Consider the following 17910-nt stretch of genomic DNA (forward strand, 5'->3'; position numbering starts at 1 on the left):
GGACAATTGATTCCCTACCCATGACATACGGCTGCTGACCATGCTCACTCCTACCGCTGTCACTCACTCGACCGGCGTCGCCGATCCCGTCGTCGCCGGCACGAAGCCGAAGCGCACGCGCCGCCGTGTGATGTCGGCGCGTCCCGCGACCCGCACGGCAGCGCGTTGTTCGAGCTGTGCCATGCGGCAACTGTGCATGCCGCAGGGTCTGTCCGCCGAAGAACTCCCCAAGCTGGAAACGCTCATCTGCTCCGCGCGCTCCGTGCAGCGAGGCGAGGCGCTGTATCGCACGGGCGAGCGCTTCGACAATATCTACGCGGTGCGGTCGGGGTCGATGAAAACCGTCATGACTCATCGCGACGGCCGTCAACAGGTCACGGGTTTGCGGCTCGCCGGCGAGGCGCTCGGTCTCGACGGCATCAGCAACGACCGTCATGCGTGCAGCGCGCTCGCGCTCGAAGACAGCACCGTGTGCATCGTGCCGTACACGGCGCTCAAGTCGCTGTGTCGCGAAATCGGCTCGATGCAGGATCGGCTGCACAAGTTGCTCGGCGAGCAGATCGTCCGTGAAGCAGGTCAGATGATGGTGCTCGGCTCGCTCTGCGCGGACGAACGCGTCGCCGCCTTCCTGCTCGATGTATCGGAGCGCAATGCAAAGCGCGGTTATTCGTCGGCGGAATTCAATCTGCGCATGACGCGCGAAGACATGGGCAGCTACTTGGGCATGACGCTCGAAACCGTCAGCCGTACCCTGTCAAGATTTCAAAAGCGCGGCCTGATCGACACACAGGGCAAACATATCCGCATCATCGATCTCGCCGGTCTGCATCAGGTCTAGGCCGACGCGCTCTCGAGCCGGGCCACAGCGCGCGCGCCACGGCCCGCGCCACTTTCCGCCGGTGCATACGCACCTTGGCATGGCTCCTGCGAGCGGGTACAGTCTCTAGTCCGCCTTCCGCAAGGAGACCCGGCGCATGAATCGCGACCCCGCCCCGCATCACCCGCTCGTCCAGCGCCTGATCGACGCGCGCGACGTGACCGACCAGTTGTTCGCCATCGTCAAACCCGAATTCCTGTATGAACGGCCGATCCGTGAACGTCACCGGATCGTTTTCTACATCGGCCATCTCGAAGCGTTCGACCGCAATCTGTTCGATCAGCGTCTGTGCGATCTGCCGGCGTTCGACTCCGATCTCGACCAGCTGTTCGCATTCGGCATCGATCCGGTCGACGGCGGTTTCCCCACCGATCAACCTCACGACTGGCCGTCGCTCGACACCGTGCGCGGCTATGCGCTGCGCGCGCGCGAGCAGATCGATCGCGAACTCGATGCGCTCGCCGACGCGGCCCGGCTCGGCAACGACGCCACGCAAACCGACGCGTCCGCGCAATTACTGAACGTCGCCATCGAGCATCGCCTGATGCATGCCGAAACGCTCGCGTACATGCTGCATCAGCTACCGGTCGCGCAAAAAGTCGAGAACCTGCGCGAGCCCGTTACGTCACGCGACGCGCCGCGCGATTCGTTGACGTCGATGGTGAGCGTACCGGCCGGCGCCACCGTGCTCGGCATGCCGCGCGACGGCGCTCACTTCGGCTGGGATAACGAGTTCGGCGAATTGCGCGTCGAGGTGCCCGCCTTCGAAATCGATCGGCACATGGTGACGAACGGCGCTTATCTCGCGTTCATCGACGCGGGTGGTTATTCGGAGCCCAAGTGGTGGTCGAAAGAAGATTGGGCCTGGAAACAGGCCGAGTCGATCGAACATCCGGCCTGCTGGTCGCGGACCAACGGCGCGCATGGCGAACCGGCCTGGACGCTGCGCACGATGTTCGACGAAGTGCCGCTGCCGCCCGACTGGCCCGCCTACGTGAGCCATGCCGAAGCGAGCGCCTACGCGCGCTGGGCCGGCAAGGCACTGCCGAGCGAAGCGCAATGGCAACGGGCCGCACACGGCGCGCCGCACGCGCTGACGGGCAATTTCGATTTCCGCCATTGGGACCCGACACCGGTCGACGCGCATCCGGAAAACGTCAGTGCGTTCGGCGTGGAAGGCCAGTTTGGTAACGGCTGGGAATGGACCTCGACGGTGTTCGACGCATTGCCGGAATTCGAAGCGTTTTCGTTCTATCCCGGCTACTCGGCGAACTTCTTCGACGGCCAGCATTACGTGATCAAAGGCGGCTCGTCGCGCACCGCGCGTTGCATGTTGCGGCCGGCGTTCCGCAACTGGTTTCAGCCGCATTATCAGTACGTGTATGCGGGGTTCCGTTGCGTGAAGACGGCATAAAAGCCGCCTGAGCGCGAAGACGTCGACCGACCGTACCCGCCTCAAGGCGGAAAGCCGAAGTCTCGGGCGCGCAAGCCGCATATTGCCAGCGCGGCAATGACCGCGGCGGCTGCCGCGCTCCAGAAGGCCGCCCGATAGTCGCCCGTGTGCGCGTCGATCTGCGCGAACAGCGCGGGGCCGCAGCCGAGGCCGACACTGAAGCAGAACATCAGCGACCCATAGATTGCGCCGAGATGCCGGCGGCCAAATACGCGCGACGTCATGAAGGCCAACGCGTCGACTTCGGAGCCCAGCGCGAAGCCAATCAGGATTGCCGCGATCGGTACCGTTATGAGCGAAATCCCCGCCAGCAGGCAAAGATAACCAAGCGCGGCGCCAATGAACACCATCGCGGTGATCCTCGGCGCGAAAAACCGGTCGAGCAACGCGCCGAAGCCGAGCCGACCAGCCATCATCGCCACGCCGACTATCGTCATCACGAACGCGCCCTGGCGTGCCTTTAATCCATAGTCGGACAACACCACGGGCAGCACCCAGGTACCCGCGCCGACGACCACGGAGATCAAAAAGAAAGCGAGCGCCATGAGCCAGAACGCGCGGGTTCGCACCGCCGCTCGCAACGGAAGGCCCGACAACTCGCTCATAGCTGGCGTGGCCACGGACACTGCTACTACCCCAGCGCCACCGGATGCCGATACAGCCCGCGTGATCGCCGCCTGCACGCGAGATCGCCCGGGCGCTTCATGCAACAGCCATTGCACGGAAGGCACGCTGACCAGCCAGACAAAGCCCGCGAGACACAGATAAGCGCCGCGCCAGCCGACCATCTCGATCAACGCGGCCGACAGCGGCGGAAGGATCGCCACGCCGAGTCCGCTCAGCATCAACGCGCAGCCGAGCGCCAGTCCCAGATGCCCGTCGTACCAGCCAGCCACTGCCTTGACGTAGGTGACCGGCACCTGCGCGGCGCCCAGCAGGAAGCTGAGCGCAAAGAACAAGACGAAGCTGTCCGCACTCTTCGACAACAGGCCGACCATCGTCAGGCCGAGCCCGAGAAGCGGTCCTGCGAAGCGGGCGACGCGTCGCGCGCCGAAGCGATCGACCGCGGGTCCCGTCAGCGGTCCACACAGGGCCAGCAGAATCTGGCCGTACAGCACGGCGGAACTGATGCCCGTTTGCGACCAGCCCGTCTCGGCGACGATCGGTTTGACGAAGACACCGAAGCTGAACAACAGCACCGGCCCGGTATTGACCAGCATATTCAGGCCCGCACCGGCCACCACGGCCACGGCCGTGCCACGCGTGGCTCCGGCGTCGCGCTCCTCGCCGCGCGATCGGGACAAGACGTTCATCGGCCCGCCCCCCACGACAGCTCGCCGTCATGTTCGCCCAAGCCGGGCGCGGCAAACCGCGCAGTCAGCAGATGGCCGTCGAATACCCCCGGGTAACGCACCGAGCGGATTGGCCCGAACGGCGTGTCGAGCGTCGAATAGAGCCGGTTATGCAGGACCTGCGGGTCCTCGAGATGCTCGTCCGGATCGTTCACCGGACCGCACGGCACCTCGAACTCCCGGAACGTCGCGAGCCATTCCTGACTGGTGCGCTCCTTGAGCGGCGCGGCGATGCGCTGGAAGAACGTCCGCGTCATCTCCCCCTTGTCGGCAATCGCGCGCAGTTCGTCCTTCCACTCCGGATGCCCGATCGCTTCGAGCGTCTTGCCCAATTGCCGGCCCGAAACCGGCGAGAGCACGATGTGTCCGTCGCGCGTCGCCACCACCGGCTGAGGCGGCGCTCGCCAGCTCGAATCGTCGTCCAGATACGTTCGATGCTGGAACATATCGGGGAAATTGAAGTACGACACGATGTCGAGCATCGAGGTCTGAATGTGCACGGCCTTGCCGCTGCGGCCGCGCGCGAGCAAGCCCGCCATCGCCAGCTGGCAGACGAAGCTGGCCGCGAGTTTGTCGACCATGAAGCTATTGGTCGCTTTCGGCACGCCACCTGCCGCCTCGTACGCGATCAAACCGGTTCGCCCTTGCACGAGCGCGTCGAACACCGGCTCGCGCGCGGCGTCGCCATCGGGTCCGTAGCCGGTAATCGACAAACGGATCAGCGATCCGTTGAGCGCGTCGACCGCCTCCTTGCCGACTCCGAGCTTGTCGGCGATATGCGGTCGCAGGTTGTCGATGTAGATATCCGCGCTGCGCAGCAACTCCCTGAACGCAGTCAGACCATCGGGCGTTTTCAGGTCGAGCACGACGCCTTGCTTGCCGCGATTCGCATTGCCCCACACCACACCGACGCCGTGACGGCTCATGCCGAAGTTCCGGTACGGATCGCCGCCGGGCGGCTCCACCTTGATCACATCGGCGCCCAGGTCCGACAACATTTGCGCGGCAAACGGCCCGGCAAGATAGCTGGCGGCCTCGACGATCCTGATGCCGGCCAGCGGCCGCGTGAAGTGATCGCTATCGCCGGCAGGTACGGCGTGTTCCGACGGGGGGAGTGTCGACATGTTACGAAGTCTCAGGTGTGAAGAGGCGTAGAAAGGCACGCACCGCTCGCCCGCAAACGCGCAAGGGCGAGCACGGTATCGATAGTGGGCGTCGGGTTTTGGTTGGACGACGTAGTGAGCGCGCGTAACGCGGCGATAGAATCGGCGAGCACGTCCAGTTCGAGCGGACGGCCCTGCTCCAGATCCTGCAACATCGACATCTTGTGACTACCGGCACTGAGCGTGAGCGCAATCCGTTTTGCCGGCGCCTGCGGAATCTCGACGCCGAGTTCCCGCCCGATCGCATCGGCCTCGTCCATCATTGCGCGCACCGTCGACATGACGCTCGCCGAGCCGGCCATTTTGCCCAGGCGCGCGAGCGTCAACAGTGCAACCGGATTCCAGCACAGGCTGTTGACGAACTTGACCCAGATGTCGCCACGAATGTTCTCGCGCACCGGCGCGTGAAGTCCGGCTTCGATCAGCAGTTCGCTCAAGCATTGCACCCGCGCGCTTCGCGAGCCGTCGATCTCGCCCACCGGACACGCAGCCCGTTCGCCATCCTGCACGACACGTCCTGGCGCGGGCGAATGAGCGCCGATCCAGTAGACGATTCCAAGCGCCTGCGACGGCGGCATGGCCTCCCGCTGACGGCCTCCCGGATCGACGGCGTCGAGACGCCTGCCGGCACCCGCTCCTCGCGAACCATGGAAGAAGTAGAACGGAATACCCGTGGTAGGCGGCAGCACCGTTGTGTTCGCATCGATCAACGGTGCGATCGTGGCGAGCGCGCCATCGACCTGATGCGCCTTCAGCGTCACGAACACGTAATCTTGCGGACCGATCGCACGGGCATCGTCGACGGCATCGACCGCGACCGAGAAGCTCTCGTGCGGCGTGGTGACGTGCAGGCCATCGGTACGCAGTGCAGCCAGCGTGCGGCCGCGCGCCAGCACGGTCACTTCGGCACGCGCGGCGCGCGTCAGATGCGCCGCGATGTACCCGCCTATCGCGCCTGCGCCGACTACGGCGATCCTGGTCTTCCTGCCACGCATGTCGTCTCTTCCGTTCGAATGCGGCGACGCAGACAACGCGTCCCTACGTGGTCGTGTCGGTCCCATCCGCCGGCTTGTAGAACGCTTCCCTGCCGTGGCTCGACGCCCGCACGCCGGACTCGCGCTTCGCCTTCATGAAATTGAACTCGTCTTTTTCGTAGCGCACATTGGTGGCGAGCGCATGCATGACGTAGCCGTAGGTGAACTGGCTGGTGAGCCGCAGCGAGTCGTAGGCGAGGTGCGCGGCCGCCTTGCCGATCGCGAGACCGTCGCGCGGCAACCGCACGATGCGTTCGGCCCACGCCTCGCCGGCCGCCGTCAGATCGGCGTGCGGCACGACCTTGTTCACGAGCCCCGCGCTCAATGCTTCCTGTGCGCTCCACAGTTCCGCGAGCAACAGCAGTTCGCGGGCTTTACGCGGACCCATCGCCATGATTTCCCAGGCGCCGAAATAGGAAGCGCCCGACAGGCCGAGCTTCTGTTCCGGATGACCTATCTTTGCGTTATCCGAAGCAATCGACAGATCGCAACCCTCGGCGATATACAGGCCGGCGCCGATGCAATATCCGCTGATCAACGCCAGGGTCGGCTTGGGCGACAGGAAGATGCGCTGGAATCGCGCGATGTAGTGCCGGTCATGATGCAACCGCGCACGCTGGCTCGGACGACGCGGTTTGCCCGTGGCATCCAGTTGCGCCTCGCCATATTCGTGACCCACTTCGGCGAGATCGTGACCGGTGCAGAAATCGCCGCCCGCGCCGCGAAATACGATGACACGCACATCGTCGTCGGCCTCGGCACGATCGAGATGACTCATCAAGAGGTCGAACATCGCCTCGGTCAACGCATTCTTTTTTTCAGGGCGATTGAAGGTGATGTAAGCGCGGCCGTCGCGGGCTTCGTAAGTCACGAGTTGCTTTACTGCATCGATCATTCTTAAAACCCCATTGGTTGAACCAATAATGAAGATGGTAGATAGCGGCCACGACCCTGTCAAGACGCAGCCGGTGCGAACGACCGCAAAGTCTTTACGACTCCGCCGCCGCATCCCGACGCACGAGGCACAGCAGGACGACGCCCAGCAACGGCCCGATGGCGATGACGGCCAGCGTGTCGTCCAGCGACCGTCCATGCTGGAACACATAGCCCGCAACGATCGGCGAAATGAAACTGCCGACCGACCACACGGTGTTGACGAAGCCCGCCGCCGCGCCCGCCAGTTGCGGACCCGAGGCCTGCGTGTAGAGACCGATCAGAAGCGGCGTGTAGCCATAGGCCGCCGCGCCGAGAAAAGGTGCAAGCAGGAAGTAGGCGGAGATCGATTGGCAATGACCGAACCCGATCAGCAGCACGATGAACAGCGCGAGATCGACGATGGCGACGAGTCTGGCGTAGCCGATGAGCCTGTCGTAGAGCCAGCCGAACAACGGCTTCGACACGAACGCGCCGACACCGAACCACACGAGAATAGAACCGGCGGTCACCGGCGATACGCCATGCGCCACCGTCATCAGCGCGTTGGCCCAGGCGACGAAACCGAGCGTGCCGTACAGCGCGCCGGCCCCGCCCAGCGCAAGCAGCACGAGGTTGCGATTTTTCAGTAATGCGACGATTTGCCGTGAGGTGATGCGCGGGACCGATATGCCATCCGGCGTGTTCTTCACGACGAACAGGCAGATGAGCGAGAACACCAGCGTGGCAAGTCCGAGCATCTGATAAGCCGCAGGCCAGCCATAAGCGGCGGCGACACGCGGCACCGTCGCGTTCGCCACGACGACCGACACCGAAGTGCCCGTCGCCCAGATGCCGAAGGCGCGGCCTTTGTCCTTGCCGAACCACACGGTCAGAATCTTGATCGTCGCGCCGTACTCGGCGCCAGCGGCAAACCCCATCAGCAGATGCACGGCGAGCGCCATCCAGAACGTCTGCACGAAGCCGAAACAGAAAGTCAGCACGCCGAGCGGGAACATCGAAATAGCGAGCGTTGCGCGGCTACCGAATTTATCCGCGAGGATGCCGCCGACCGGGCACGACACCGTATAGCCAACGTAGAACGCCGTCGTCAGCGATCCGAGCAGCGCGAGTTTGAAGCCTAGTGCATGACCGACCGGCGCGGCGATACTCGCCCACGCGAAGCGATCCACGCAACTCACCGTGAACGCCACCCAGATGACCAGCAGGATCACCCACCGGAAGCCGCCGGCGGTCGCATCCGTCGTGACCGTTGTGTTGGCAGTGGTGCTGGCAGTGACGCCGGCGCTGGCGGGCACGGTGCCCGATGCAAGCTGCGTAGGCGGTTTCATCATCTGGTCTCCTCAGTCGCATCTCGCGAATCCGGCACTCGCCGCACAATAAGCAATGGTTCATCCATTGTTACTTATAAGCGATTGCAGTAAACCCTGAGCGCCGGCACCGCATTTGACAAGCGCCGCGCCCCAACAATATATTAATGGTTCATCCAATGATAAACGGCAAGCCGTTTGACGACGGGCGCCGGTCTCCCATGTCCCTCACTTCGGCGAAAGCCCTCTCGCGTGTTCCGTCCTTGTTCATCCTCGTGTGCATCACCTTGTCCGGCACGTTTCCACTGCATGTGTTCGTTCCGGCCTTACCGTCCGCCGCGCGCGATCTGCACGCGTCCACCGCGGGCATCGGTCTGACTATCACGCTGTACATCGTCGGCCTGTCGGTCGGGCAACTCGTGTACGGTCCGCTCTCCGACCGCTACGGACGCCGTCCCGTGCTGCTCGCGGGGCTCACGCTATTCGCGCTGGCCAGTGTGGCCGCCGCGTGCGCGCCGTCGCTGGCGTGGCTGCAACTGGCCCGCATGACGCAGGCGCTAGGCGGCTGTTCCGGCCTCGTACTCGGACGTGCGATTGCGCGCGACAGTTCCGGCTCGACCACGTTGATCCGGCGCCTCGCCACACTCAGCATTGCGATGGCCATCGCGACCGCCGTCGCGCCGGTGATCGGTGCGCAATTCGTCGCCCATCTCGGCTGGCGCTGGATTTTCATCACGATGAGCGTAGCGAACGCACTCGTGCTGGTGTCGGTCTGGCGCGTGGTTCCCGAAACCCATGTGCCGTCGAACGACTTCCAGATTCGCCGCTATCTGCACAGCTACGCACACCTGCTGCAAACTCCCTCGTTCCTCGCCTACAGCATTGGCGGTGCGAGCGCGACCACCGGCATTTATGCGTTTCTCTCCGCATCGCCTTTCATTCTGGAGTCCGAGCTAGGGCTGTCGCCGCAAGCTTTCGGCTTTGCCTATTTCTCGCTCGTGGTCGGACTGGCGAGCGGCCAGAGCGCGGCCAAACGTCTGGCCGCGACGCTGCCGGCACGCACCGCGCTGCTCATCGCCAGCGCGATCATGGGCGCTGCGTCCCTCAGTCTGGTCGTGTCGTATCTGTCGCATTCGATCACGCTGGTTTCCGTGATGGGACCGATGATCGTGATGTTCTTCGCTACCGGCTTGTCGAGCCCGTACGCGATCAGCAGCGCGCTCGATGTCGACGCATCGGTGGTCGGCGCAGCAGCCGGCCTTTATGGCTGCCTGCAGATGGCCTACGGTTCGCTGTGCACGGCGGCGATCGGTCTCGCCCCTGCGGACCCGACTGTCGCGATGATCGTCGCGCTGGTGATTTCCAGCGCCATTGCATGGCTCGCATTCAGAGCGGCGCCGCGACCACCCACCCTGCCGGAGGCGCACGACCGGAGTTCGATCGCGTAGGTGGTTTTCCCGACAGTCCCGCGAGACTCACCGACGTATCTTCGGCATCCTGAACCTGTCGCCCCCTCACGATTAGGGTTTGCTCTGTTTGACAGCAAAAACAGATACTTTATATTTCTAATCAATGGTTCATCCAATAACAATAAAAGCCAGACAATAACTCAGACAAAACCCGGGCACGGCCCGAGATTCAGGAGACGACGTTGAAGCTCGCAAAACCCTTGATAGGCGCATTGACGCTTGCGGCATGCGCGCCCGCTTTCGCGCAGAGCAGCGTGACGTTATATGGATTGCTGGACGAAGGTATCAACTACGTCAATAACGCCCAGACCGCGCGCGCCGGTGCACCGCACGGCCGCACGGGCGGCAGTGTCGTCTCGATGACGACCGGCCTCGTGCAGGCCTCGCGCTGGGGCCTCAAAGGTGCGGAAGACCTGGGCGACGGCTACAAGGCGGTGTTCACGCTCGAAGACGGTTTCGACGTCGGCACCGGCCGGTTCCAGCAGGGCGGCACGTTCTTCGGGCGGCAGGCGTTCGTCGGCATCACTGCGCCGTGGGGTGCGTTGACCGCGGGCCGCCAGTACGACTCGATCGTCGACGTGATCAACGTGATGCAGGCCGGCAGCTATGCCGGCGGCGCGTTTGCCGATCACCCGGGCGACATCGACAACGTCGCGGACTCGCAGCGCATCAACAATTCGATCAAATACACGAGTCCCACTTACCACGGCCTGCTCGTGACGGGCCTGTACAGCTTCGGCGGCGTCGCCGGCCAGTACGGCAGGAACAGCATCTGGTCGGTGGGGGCGCATTACGCTATCGGCCCCGTCATCGCGGCCGCGGGCTACATGCATATCGATAACCCGAATCAGTCGTTCTACGGCAATGGGTCGACGGGCTCGACGACGGCCAACAATCTCGGCTCGGTATCCGGTGTGCAGGTCAATCCGATCTACGGCGGTTACGCGTCGGCGGGCAAGATGCAGATCTTCGCATCGGCATTGCAATACACGGTGGGCGCGCTGACGGTCGGCGGCGGCTATTCCAACATCCGCTTCCAGGATCTGAACAGTGCGGCCTCCGGCACGCTGAGTCTGACGAATCCGTTCGGCTATACCGGCAATGCGGCATTCAACAACTACTCGATTTACACCGGGTACTTCGTGACGCCGACCCTCGAAATCGGTGCCGCCTACAACTACCTGACCGGCGGCGCTATCGACGGCAAGAAGCCGGCAAAGTATCAGACGGTCAATGCCATCGCCGATTACTTCCTCTCCAAGCGCACGGACGTCTACCTGACCGGCGCTTATATGAAAGCCTCGGGCGTCGATTCGACCGGCCAGGCGGCCGTGCCCTATCTGGTCACGCTGACGCCGGGCAACACGTCGAGCCAGGTCGTCGTTCGTCTCGGTATCCGGCACAAGTTCTAACGCGCACGGGCGGCGCGCGCGGCGACTTCACGCGCCTCGCCCGTTTCCTTTCACGGCTCTTGCGACGCAGCCTTCGGCCGCGCACGGCCGCCTTCGGGCGGACCCGGCGCGGCCGCTTCATTTGGGCCGCCGCCGGGCGCGTTCCCGCATCGCTACCGCTTGACATCATCCGGCCCATCCTTCATCATAATTTCAAAGGTTGATCCAATGACTTATAACGCCAAAAGCAACACCAGCCAGAGAGACGCCAGATGTCAGATCCAGTCCAACCCGACCATGTCACCCCAGCCACCCGCGGCCCGGCGCCGAAACGCCCACTCGACGGCATCGTCGTCGTGGAAACGTCGAGCTTCCTCACCGGACCGTTTGCCTCGATGATGCTTGCCGATCTCGGCGCCGACGTCATCAAGGTCGAGCCGCCCGGCGGCGACGGGTTTCGCAAATTCGGACATAACCGCGACGGCTACGGCGCGTCGTGGACCAACGCGAATCGCGGCAAGCGCAGCGTCGTCATCGATCTGAAAACGGCGGAAGGCACACGCCGTCTGCAGAACCTGCTCGAACGCGCGGATATCCTGATCGAAAACTGGCGCCCACGCGTCGCCGCGTCGCTGGGGCTTGGACGCGAGGTACTGGAAACGCGCTACCCGCGCCTGATCCGGTTGTCAATCAACGGCTTTGGCGACACCGGCGCGCTCGCCAACGCACCCGCATTCGATTCGCTGATTCAGGGCCGCACCGGCATCGTCGCGTCCGAGGGTCGCAACGGCAAACCCGCCGTCACGCCGTTCAACATGGTCGACAAGGTCACGGGCGCATTCGGCGCGCAGGCGATCCTCGCCGCGCTTTACGAACGCGAGAAGACCGGCAAGGGCAGCTACGTGCAACTGCCGATGCTGGACGTCATGGGCTATTTCAACTTCCCGGATATGTTCCAGCACCGCACGTTCGAAGGCGATACGTCGGCATGGAAACCGCCCGCATCGCAGGTACTCGAAACTGCCGACGGCTTCGTCGTGATCTCCCCGGCCAACGGCGCGCAGATGTCGAAGACGCTCAACGCGATCGATCGTCCGCAATGGAAGGACGAGTTCAAACAGATGCGCGACCCCGTCGCGATGGCCGATGAATTTTTCCGGCGCGTCGGCGCGGTCGTCAAGGAAGGCAAGACGGCATTCTGGCTGCAGCGCTTCGGCGAAATGGACGTGCCCGCCGCGCCCGTGTTCTCGCTCGACGAGTTCCTCGCGGATCCGCAGGTCGAAAACAATCAGGTGTACAGCTTCGTGGATTCGCCGGTCGGACCGATTCGCGCGGCGCGTTACCCGGCCAGTTTCGACGACCGGAAAATGACGGCCCGTTCAGGACCGCCCGCGATCGGCGAACACGACGAAGCGATCGGCGGACACTGATCCGCCGGCCGACCAGAACAACTCAACCAGGAAATTGACATGAAGCTTGCAAGTTTCGATGGCGGACGTATCGGCGTCGTCGTCGGCGACGATATCGTCGAGGTATCCGATCTCGTGAATGCCGTGCCCAACGCATGGCCGCCCGTGGGCATGCTGCACTTGATCGACCGGTTCCCGGCTTTGCGCAACAAACTCGAGGATCGCTCGCAAACCGGCCCGCGCGTGCCGCTCTCTGGCGTCAGACTGGAGACGCCGGTTGCATGGCCGAACAAGGTCATCGCCTTCCCGGCGAACTACCACGCGCACGTGGAGGAAATGAAGCGCGGCACGGGACTCATCTCGCCGTTCAAAGCCGACGGTCAGGGTTTCTTCCTGAAAGCGAATTCGAGCCTGAGCGGACCGGCCGAGCCGATCGTGCTGCCCGCTATCCCGAACCGTCAGATTCATCACGAATGCGAGCTGGCCATCATTATCGGTAAAGGTGGCCGCGAAATCAGCCGGGCCGATGCGCTCGATCATGTGTTCGGCTACGCTTGCCTGATCGACGTGGTGGTGCGCGGCAAGGAAGAGCGCGTCATGCGTAAATCGTACGACACGTTCTGCCCGGTCGGCCCCTATCTGGTCACGGCCGACGAAGTGCCGGACTACGACGCGATCGATCTGCAACTATCGGTCAACGGCGACATCCGGCAGAAAGCCAGCACGCGTGACCTGATCGTCGATATTCCGGAGATGATCCGCATGGCCTCCGCCGTCATGACGCTTTATCCCGGCGACATCATCGCCACCGGCACGCCGGCCGGAGTCGGCCCGCTTCAGGGCGGCGACACGGTCACGATCGAGATTGCCGGGGTTGGCTCGATGACACTGCCCGTCGTCCAGAGTGAAGGCGGCAACCATCCCGTCTGGGACAAACCGGTCAACTGAACAGAGAAGCGAACGCATGGAAACCGCCCACACCAGAACGTCGACGCAGCCGGGGCTACGGACCCGCCGCATCGAGATGAACGACGGCATCACGCTGACGGCAACAGAGAGCGGCGAGCGCGGCCAACCCGCCGTGATCCTGCTACACGGCGGCGGTCAAACCCGTCATTCCTGGCGCGGGACGGTCGAGACCCTCGGCGAACTCGGCTACCACGCGCTCGCCTTCGACGCCCGCGGTCATGGCGAAAGCGATTGGTCCACGACCTTGAACTACTCGTATAACCGGCTCGCCGACGACCTCGAGGCCGTGATCGGCACGGTCGCCGCCGAGCCGGTAGTAGTCGGCGCGTCGATGGGCGGAATGACCGCGATGCATGCTGTGGGCCGCAGCAAAGGGGCGCTGGCGCGCGCGTTGGTGCTGGTCGACATTGCACCCCGCGTCGATCCGAAAGGCCTGCGCCGCGTTCACGATTTTCTGAACGGACATCCGAACGGCTTCGCCGATATCGAGGAGGCTTCCGAAGCGGTCGCCGCCTACAATCCTCATCGGCCACGGCCGCGCGACCCCAGCGGCCTGATGAAGAACCTCCGGCTGCGTGACGACGGTCGTCTGTACTGGCATTGGGACCCACGCTTCTTCGCGAGCCGCAGCGACGAGCAGCGCGAGAAGAGCACCAACCGTCTGCTCGACATGTGTCCCGACATCAAGATCCCCACTTTGCTCGTGCATGGCGCAGAGAGCGACGTCGTGTCCAGCAGCGGCATCGACGAACTCCGCGGCCGCTTGCCGCAACTGGAAACCGCCTTGATGCAGGGCGCCGGGCACATGATCGCAGGGGATCGCAACGACGCTTTCAATGCAGCCATCATGGTGTTTCTGGAACGGCTCGCGCCAGCCGGACTGAACCGGTAACGAAGCGCACGACCTGCAACCGCTTGCCATCTCCAAGGGAACTGGCCATCGTTCTTCCGCAATATGCGGAAGAACGATTTTTTTATTCCATCGCCGGCACGCTGCCGACATACGCGAGCGCGCAGAGCATCATCGCGCAAACGAACCGGGCTTTCGTCGCCGCGATACGGATCTGCCAGTCGGGCCATGCCATTCTGCGAGTTCTGCGCGTCGAGTTCATGATTCCTGCTCCGTACTGATCGATGTCGCGTGTGTGCCGCCGCTGCGCGCCCGGCCGGTTCGCCTCGAAGAATGCGCGAAGCACCCTGAAGCAGCAGCGGCGTGCGCGGACGGCATGCCGCCGCGCACGCCCTGCGCTTAAACGGCGCTCTGCTGCGCCAACGGCAGCGTGTCCATCTTCGTGGTCACCAAACCGTGTACGGCACCGCGCACGGTGTCGATCAGCGCGAGCGGATCGTCCGGCAGTTCGTCACCGCGCCACGCTACCTGTCCGTCCGGGCGGACGAGCACCAGACGTCGCTCGTACAGGCGCCGCGCCTCTTCGTGCTCGATCCCGACCGCTTTGAACGGCACTTGACGCCGCGCGGCCGCCTCGCCCAGCACACGGCTTTCTTCGGCAGACGGCGCGAAGCACAGCAGCACGAACTCCTTGCCGAAGAGATCGAGCGTGGACTTGCCTTCGGCCAGCCACACATGCGGCGCGCGCGAACCGGGGCGAGCCGTTTGCACGTACGACGACACTTCGTCGACAGGCTGCGGCGTGCCGTCGGGCACGACGATCGGCGAGCCCTCGTACATGTAGCCGAGGTGAATACCGATCGAGAACCACTCACGCTTCATCAGCTCGGTATATTGATTGCCGAACTCGATACGCGCCGCTTCGGAACCCGGACCATCCTCGAAAATTTCCTTCGACGGCGACAGCACGCGGGGCGACAGCATGCGCTTGAGATTGCCGGTTGCCTCGGCCACGTTGCGGATCGCGACGGGCCGCTGTTCCGTCTCGTAGGTCGCGAGCAGATGCTCGCCGCCCCAACCCTGGATCGTCGCCGCGAGCTTCCACGACAGATTGACCGCGTCCTGGATGCCGGTATTCATGCCGAAGCCGCCGGTCGGCGAAGTCAGATGTGCTGCATCGCCTGCCACGAAAACGCGCTTTGTGCCGTAGCTGTCGGCCACCAGCTGGCGCCGCACCCAGGGCAACATCGACAGGATCTCGAACTCGAAATCGCGGCCCACCGCGCGCACGATGGCGGCGCGCATCTGCTCTTCGGTCAGCGTCAGGCGTGTCTCGTCGCCCACCAGCGAGAAGCGCCACTGGTCCCTGCCGTTGATCGCCACCAGCGTCGCCCACGTGCCTTCCGGGCCGATGAAAATGTAGCGATAGGCTGGCTTCTTGTCGTGCAACGCTTCGAGATTGTCGGTGCGGAACACCACGTTGGTGGTGTACGTGAGGGTGGGCTCGCCGGTCATGCCGATACCGAGCGCCTGACGCACGACACTCGCGCCGCCGTCCGAGCCCACCAGATAGCCCGCTTCGATGACCGACTCTTCGCCGGTGGTGACGTCGCGCACTTTCGCGACCACCCCGTCCGCGTTTTCGCTGAACTCGATCAGCTCCGTGTTGTAACGGATGTCCACGCCCTTCTGCTGCTGCGCGAAGCGGCGCAACACCGGATCGAAAAAGTTCTGCGGGCAGCGTTCGCGCTTTTGCGGACTTTGCGGCGGATACTTTTCATCCTGCGGGCTCGGGAACACTTCCCGGCCGAACTCGTAGCCGCTCAGTCCCGTGACCCACGCACAGTCCTGCGGATAGGCGCGGTTATAGCCGGCATCGTGCACCCAGGGCACGATGCCCCAGCGACGGCAGTACTCCATGGTGCGTACGCCGACCATGTCCATCTTGGGCTGAATCACCTGACCATCGCTTCGTTCGATCAGCGTGCAGGGCACGCCACGAAAACCGAGGTCGCCGGCGAGTGCCAGTCCGATTGGGCCAGCGCCCACAATCAATACAGGTGTTTGCATCTACAGTCTCCGAGTGTTTATCGACTTGCTCAATTCCGTCACGCCGCGGCAACGTCGACGGCTTCTTCGCGATACAGACCGAGCTTGCGAAGCGCCGGAATGTCGTTGACCTGGAACAGCATCGCGGGTGTGTCGTCCGAACGGTTGATGTGTTCATGCACGGCCCACGGCGGAATCGCCATGAAGTCACCCGCGCCCCATTCGAACGTGGTGCCGTTGACGATCGTGGCGCCTTTGCCGCGCATCACGTAATAGACAACGCTGCCGGTGTGGCGGTGCGCTTTCGTATGGATGCCCGGCCGCAGCGCTTGCAGCACGGTGCCGATGGTCGGCAACGCGGAACCGCCGTCGAGCGGGTTCACGTATTCGAGGGCCGTGTCGTCGAACGGGTCGGGCGGCAGCGCAGCGGCGAGCTGCAACGCTTCCTGCGCCCTCGCGGCCGGGTACACCAGCAGCGGATTGAGCGTGGGGACATTCGTGTCGTTCAGCGGGCGCATGATCGCGCTGCCGTAACGACGATACGAATGATCCGGAATTTCCAGCACGGGCTGACGCGGCGCCGCCGAACCTTCGAAGAAGGTCGCGTGCATGGAGCGCACCAGCGAAATGTCGAGCACGTCCAGCCAGATCATCGGTTTGTCACCCTTGTGCTCGTGATCGTGCCAGGCCCAGGCCGGCGTGAGCACCAGGTCGCCTTCATTCATTTCATAGCGCTCGCCATCGACGATCGTGTCCGCGCCGTGACCTTGCATGATGAAGCGCAACGCGCTGGCCGTATGACGGTGAGCGGTGGCGATCTCGCCGGGCAGAATGTACTGAATCGATGCCCAGATGGTCGGCGTCGTACCGAACGGCAGGCCGCGATTGGCAAGGCGCAAGGTCCTGCGCTGCCCGCCGGCTTCGAGCTTGATGCTCGCGCCGATCTTCTCGAGCAGGCGCGCGAGGTCGGCGGCTTTCCAGTGCGCGGCCTGCATCGTCGATTGCGGTTCGCGCGTGAAAAGCGGCCCGTCGGTGGGCTGGGCGATGCGGCAATTGAAGCTGTCCAGCTCGTCGGCGAGTGCCTGGCGTTGCGCGGTGTCCGTCATGACTGTTTCGCTCATGGCAACTCCGTTTGTATTGTGCGTGCGATGCAATGGTGGAGGGACGGTGATTACGGCAGCGCGCCGGCCAGTTCCGGCACGACGGTGAACAGGTCACCCACCAGACCGTAATCGGCGACGCTGAAAATCGGCGCTTCCTCGTCCTTGTTGATCGCGACGATCACCTTGCTGTCCTTCATCCCGGCCAGATGCTGGATCGCTCCCGAGATGCCGACCGCGATATACAACTGCGGTGCGACGATCTTGCCGGTCTGTCCGACCTGATAGTCGTTCGGCACGAACCCCGCATCCACGGCGGCGCGCGATGCGCCGAGTGCGGCGTTCAGCTTGTCGGCCAGAGGTTCGAGCACCTTCGTGTAGTTCTCGCCGCTGCCCAGACCCCGGCCACCCGACACGATGATCTTCGCCGACGTCAGTTCCGGACGGTCCAGCTTCGTCACTTCGCGCGAGACGAACTGCGAGATGCCGCTGTCGGCTGCGGCTTCGATCTTCTCGACCGTCGCGCTGCCGCCTTCGGCTGCGACCGCGTC

Annotated in this window: 16 protein-coding genes; 7 read left to right on the top strand and 9 right to left on the bottom strand. The window is 63.9% G+C overall.

Annotation, left to right across the window (positions count from 1 at the left end; all coding sequences use genetic code 11):
• The first annotated feature begins 181 nt into the window (after positions 1 to 181).
• Both FQ746_RS13835 and FQ746_RS13840 read left to right on the top strand, forming a co-directional pair.
• On the top strand, positions 182 to 838 hold the full coding sequence (locus tag FQ746_RS13835) for a helix-turn-helix domain-containing protein (RefSeq protein WP_144109969.1): 657 nt from the start codon (positions 182 to 184) through the stop codon (positions 836 to 838).
• Between the two features lie 136 nt (positions 839 to 974).
• Positions 975 to 2291: an SUMF1/EgtB/PvdO family nonheme iron enzyme gene (locus tag FQ746_RS13840; protein ID WP_144109949.1), complete on the top strand. Its 1317-nt coding sequence runs from the start codon at positions 975 to 977 to the stop codon at positions 2289 to 2291.
• 41 nt (positions 2292 to 2332) lie between these two features.
• Here FQ746_RS13840 and FQ746_RS13845 read toward each other — a convergent pair whose 3' ends face one another.
• From FQ746_RS13845 to FQ746_RS13865, 5 genes are all read right to left on the bottom strand, one after another.
• The gene (locus tag FQ746_RS13845) at positions 2333 to 3643 is read right to left on the bottom strand and encodes an MFS transporter (RefSeq protein WP_144109950.1); all 1311 of its coding nucleotides are present in this window, start codon (positions 3641 to 3643) and stop codon (positions 2333 to 2335) included.
• Positions 3640 to 4806 (bottom strand): CaiB/BaiF CoA transferase family protein, encoded by a 1167-nt coding sequence (locus FQ746_RS13850; RefSeq protein ID WP_144109951.1) that lies wholly within the window; start codon positions 4804 to 4806, stop codon positions 3640 to 3642. The genes FQ746_RS13845 and FQ746_RS13850 overlap by 4 nt, the downstream gene beginning before the upstream one ends.
• Before the next feature lie 11 nt (positions 4807 to 4817).
• Positions 4818 to 5840, bottom strand: coding sequence for a ketopantoate reductase family protein (locus tag FQ746_RS13855; protein ID WP_144109952.1), 1023 nt, complete (start codon positions 5838 to 5840; stop codon positions 4818 to 4820).
• Between the two features lie 43 nt (positions 5841 to 5883).
• Entirely contained in the window at positions 5884 to 6774 is an 891-nt protein-coding gene (locus tag FQ746_RS13860; protein WP_144109953.1) for an enoyl-CoA hydratase/isomerase family protein, read from the bottom strand.
• A gap of 94 nt (positions 6775 to 6868) precedes the next feature.
• Positions 6869 to 8146 (bottom strand): MFS transporter, encoded by a 1278-nt coding sequence (locus FQ746_RS13865; RefSeq protein ID WP_144109954.1) that lies wholly within the window; start codon positions 8144 to 8146, stop codon positions 6869 to 6871.
• Positions 8147 to 8343: 197 nt separating this feature from the next.
• Between FQ746_RS13865 and FQ746_RS13870 the strand changes: the two genes are divergently transcribed.
• The 5 genes from FQ746_RS13870 to FQ746_RS13890 all read left to right on the top strand — a co-directional run bounded on the left by FQ746_RS13870 (position 8344) and on the right by FQ746_RS13890 (position 14252).
• On the top strand, positions 8344 to 9570 hold the full coding sequence (locus FQ746_RS13870; RefSeq protein WP_144109955.1) for a multidrug effflux MFS transporter: 1227 nt from the start codon (positions 8344 to 8346) through the stop codon (positions 9568 to 9570).
• A gap of 203 nt (positions 9571 to 9773) precedes the next feature.
• Positions 9774 to 11003 carry a porin gene (locus FQ746_RS13875; protein WP_260854022.1) on the top strand — a complete coding sequence of 410 codons (1230 nt, stop codon included), beginning with the start codon at positions 9774 to 9776 and terminating at the stop codon, positions 11001 to 11003.
• A gap of 251 nt (positions 11004 to 11254) precedes the next feature.
• Positions 11255 to 12412 (top strand): CaiB/BaiF CoA transferase family protein, encoded by a 1158-nt coding sequence (locus tag FQ746_RS13880; RefSeq protein WP_144109956.1) that lies wholly within the window; start codon positions 11255 to 11257, stop codon positions 12410 to 12412.
• Positions 12413 to 12451: 39 nt separating this feature from the next.
• A complete protein-coding gene (locus FQ746_RS13885) occupies positions 12452 to 13339 on the top strand; it encodes a fumarylacetoacetate hydrolase family protein (RefSeq protein ID WP_144109957.1) in 888 nt (295 codons plus the stop codon).
• Between the two features lie 16 nt (positions 13340 to 13355).
• Positions 13356 to 14252 (top strand): alpha/beta fold hydrolase, encoded by an 897-nt coding sequence (locus FQ746_RS13890; RefSeq protein ID WP_222105878.1) that lies wholly within the window; start codon positions 13356 to 13358, stop codon positions 14250 to 14252.
• An 82-nt stretch (positions 14253 to 14334) separates the two neighbouring features.
• On the opposite strand, the gene FQ746_RS34790 is transcribed toward FQ746_RS13890, so the two are convergent.
• The 4 genes from FQ746_RS34790 to FQ746_RS13905 all read right to left on the bottom strand — a co-directional run.
• A complete protein-coding gene (locus tag FQ746_RS34790) occupies positions 14335 to 14472 on the bottom strand; it encodes a hypothetical protein (RefSeq protein ID WP_186310734.1) in 138 nt (45 codons plus the stop codon).
• Between the two features lie 137 nt (positions 14473 to 14609).
• Entirely contained in the window at positions 14610 to 16280 is a 1671-nt protein-coding gene (locus tag FQ746_RS13895) for an FAD-dependent oxidoreductase (protein WP_144109958.1), read from the bottom strand.
• 38 nt (positions 16281 to 16318) lie between these two features.
• A complete protein-coding gene (locus FQ746_RS13900; RefSeq protein WP_144109959.1) occupies positions 16319 to 17380 on the bottom strand; it encodes a cupin domain-containing protein in 1062 nt (353 codons plus the stop codon).
• 50 nt (positions 17381 to 17430) lie between these two features.
• Positions 17431 to 17910, bottom strand: a 480-nt coding sequence (locus tag FQ746_RS13905; RefSeq protein WP_222105879.1) for an electron transfer flavoprotein subunit alpha/FixB family protein, incomplete at its 5' end; no start/stop codon positions are given.

Origin of the sequence: Paraburkholderia sp. BCC1886, from assembly GCF_900996245.1 — a bacterium.
GTDB lineage: Bacteria > Pseudomonadota > Gammaproteobacteria > Burkholderiales > Burkholderiaceae > Paraburkholderia.

What these genes read in the sequence shown, in the direction of transcription:
- FQ746_RS13855 (WP_144109952.1), bottom strand. Translation starts at nt 5,840, where the DNA reads ATGCGTGGCAGGAAGACCAGGATCGCCGTAGTCGGCGCAGGCGCGATA.
- FQ746_RS13850 (WP_144109951.1), bottom strand. Translation starts at nt 4,806, where the DNA reads ATGTCGACACTCCCCCCGTCGGAACACGCCGTACCTGCCGGCGATAGC.
- FQ746_RS13835 (WP_144109969.1), top strand. Translation starts at nt 182, where the DNA reads ATGCGGCAACTGTGCATGCCGCAGGGTCTGTCCGCCGAAGAACTCCCC.
- FQ746_RS13895 (WP_144109958.1), bottom strand. Translation starts at nt 16,280, where the DNA reads ATGCAAACACCTGTATTGATTGTGGGCGCTGGCCCAATCGGACTGGCA.
- FQ746_RS13870 (WP_144109955.1), top strand. Translation starts at nt 8,344, where the DNA reads ATGTCCCTCACTTCGGCGAAAGCCCTCTCGCGTGTTCCGTCCTTGTTC.
- FQ746_RS13885 (WP_144109957.1), top strand. Translation starts at nt 12,452, where the DNA reads ATGAAGCTTGCAAGTTTCGATGGCGGACGTATCGGCGTCGTCGTCGGC.
- FQ746_RS13840 (WP_144109949.1), top strand. Translation starts at nt 975, where the DNA reads ATGAATCGCGACCCCGCCCCGCATCACCCGCTCGTCCAGCGCCTGATC.
- FQ746_RS13860 (WP_144109953.1), bottom strand. Translation starts at nt 6,774, where the DNA reads ATGATCGATGCAGTAAAGCAACTCGTGACTTACGAAGCCCGCGACGGC.
- FQ746_RS13845 (WP_144109950.1), bottom strand. Translation starts at nt 3,643, where the DNA reads ATGAACGTCTTGTCCCGATCGCGCGGCGAGGAGCGCGACGCCGGAGCC.
- FQ746_RS13865 (WP_144109954.1), bottom strand. Translation starts at nt 8,146, where the DNA reads ATGATGAAACCGCCTACGCAGCTTGCATCGGGCACCGTGCCCGCCAGC.
- FQ746_RS13900 (WP_144109959.1), bottom strand. Translation starts at nt 17,380, where the DNA reads ATGAGCGAAACAGTCATGACGGACACCGCGCAACGCCAGGCACTCGCC.
- FQ746_RS13880 (WP_144109956.1), top strand. Translation starts at nt 11,255, where the DNA reads ATGTCAGATCCAGTCCAACCCGACCATGTCACCCCAGCCACCCGCGGC.
- FQ746_RS34790 (WP_186310734.1), bottom strand. Translation starts at nt 14,472, where the DNA reads ATGAACTCGACGCGCAGAACTCGCAGAATGGCATGGCCCGACTGGCAG.
- FQ746_RS13890 (WP_222105878.1), top strand. Translation starts at nt 13,356, where the DNA reads ATGGAAACCGCCCACACCAGAACGTCGACGCAGCCGGGGCTACGGACC.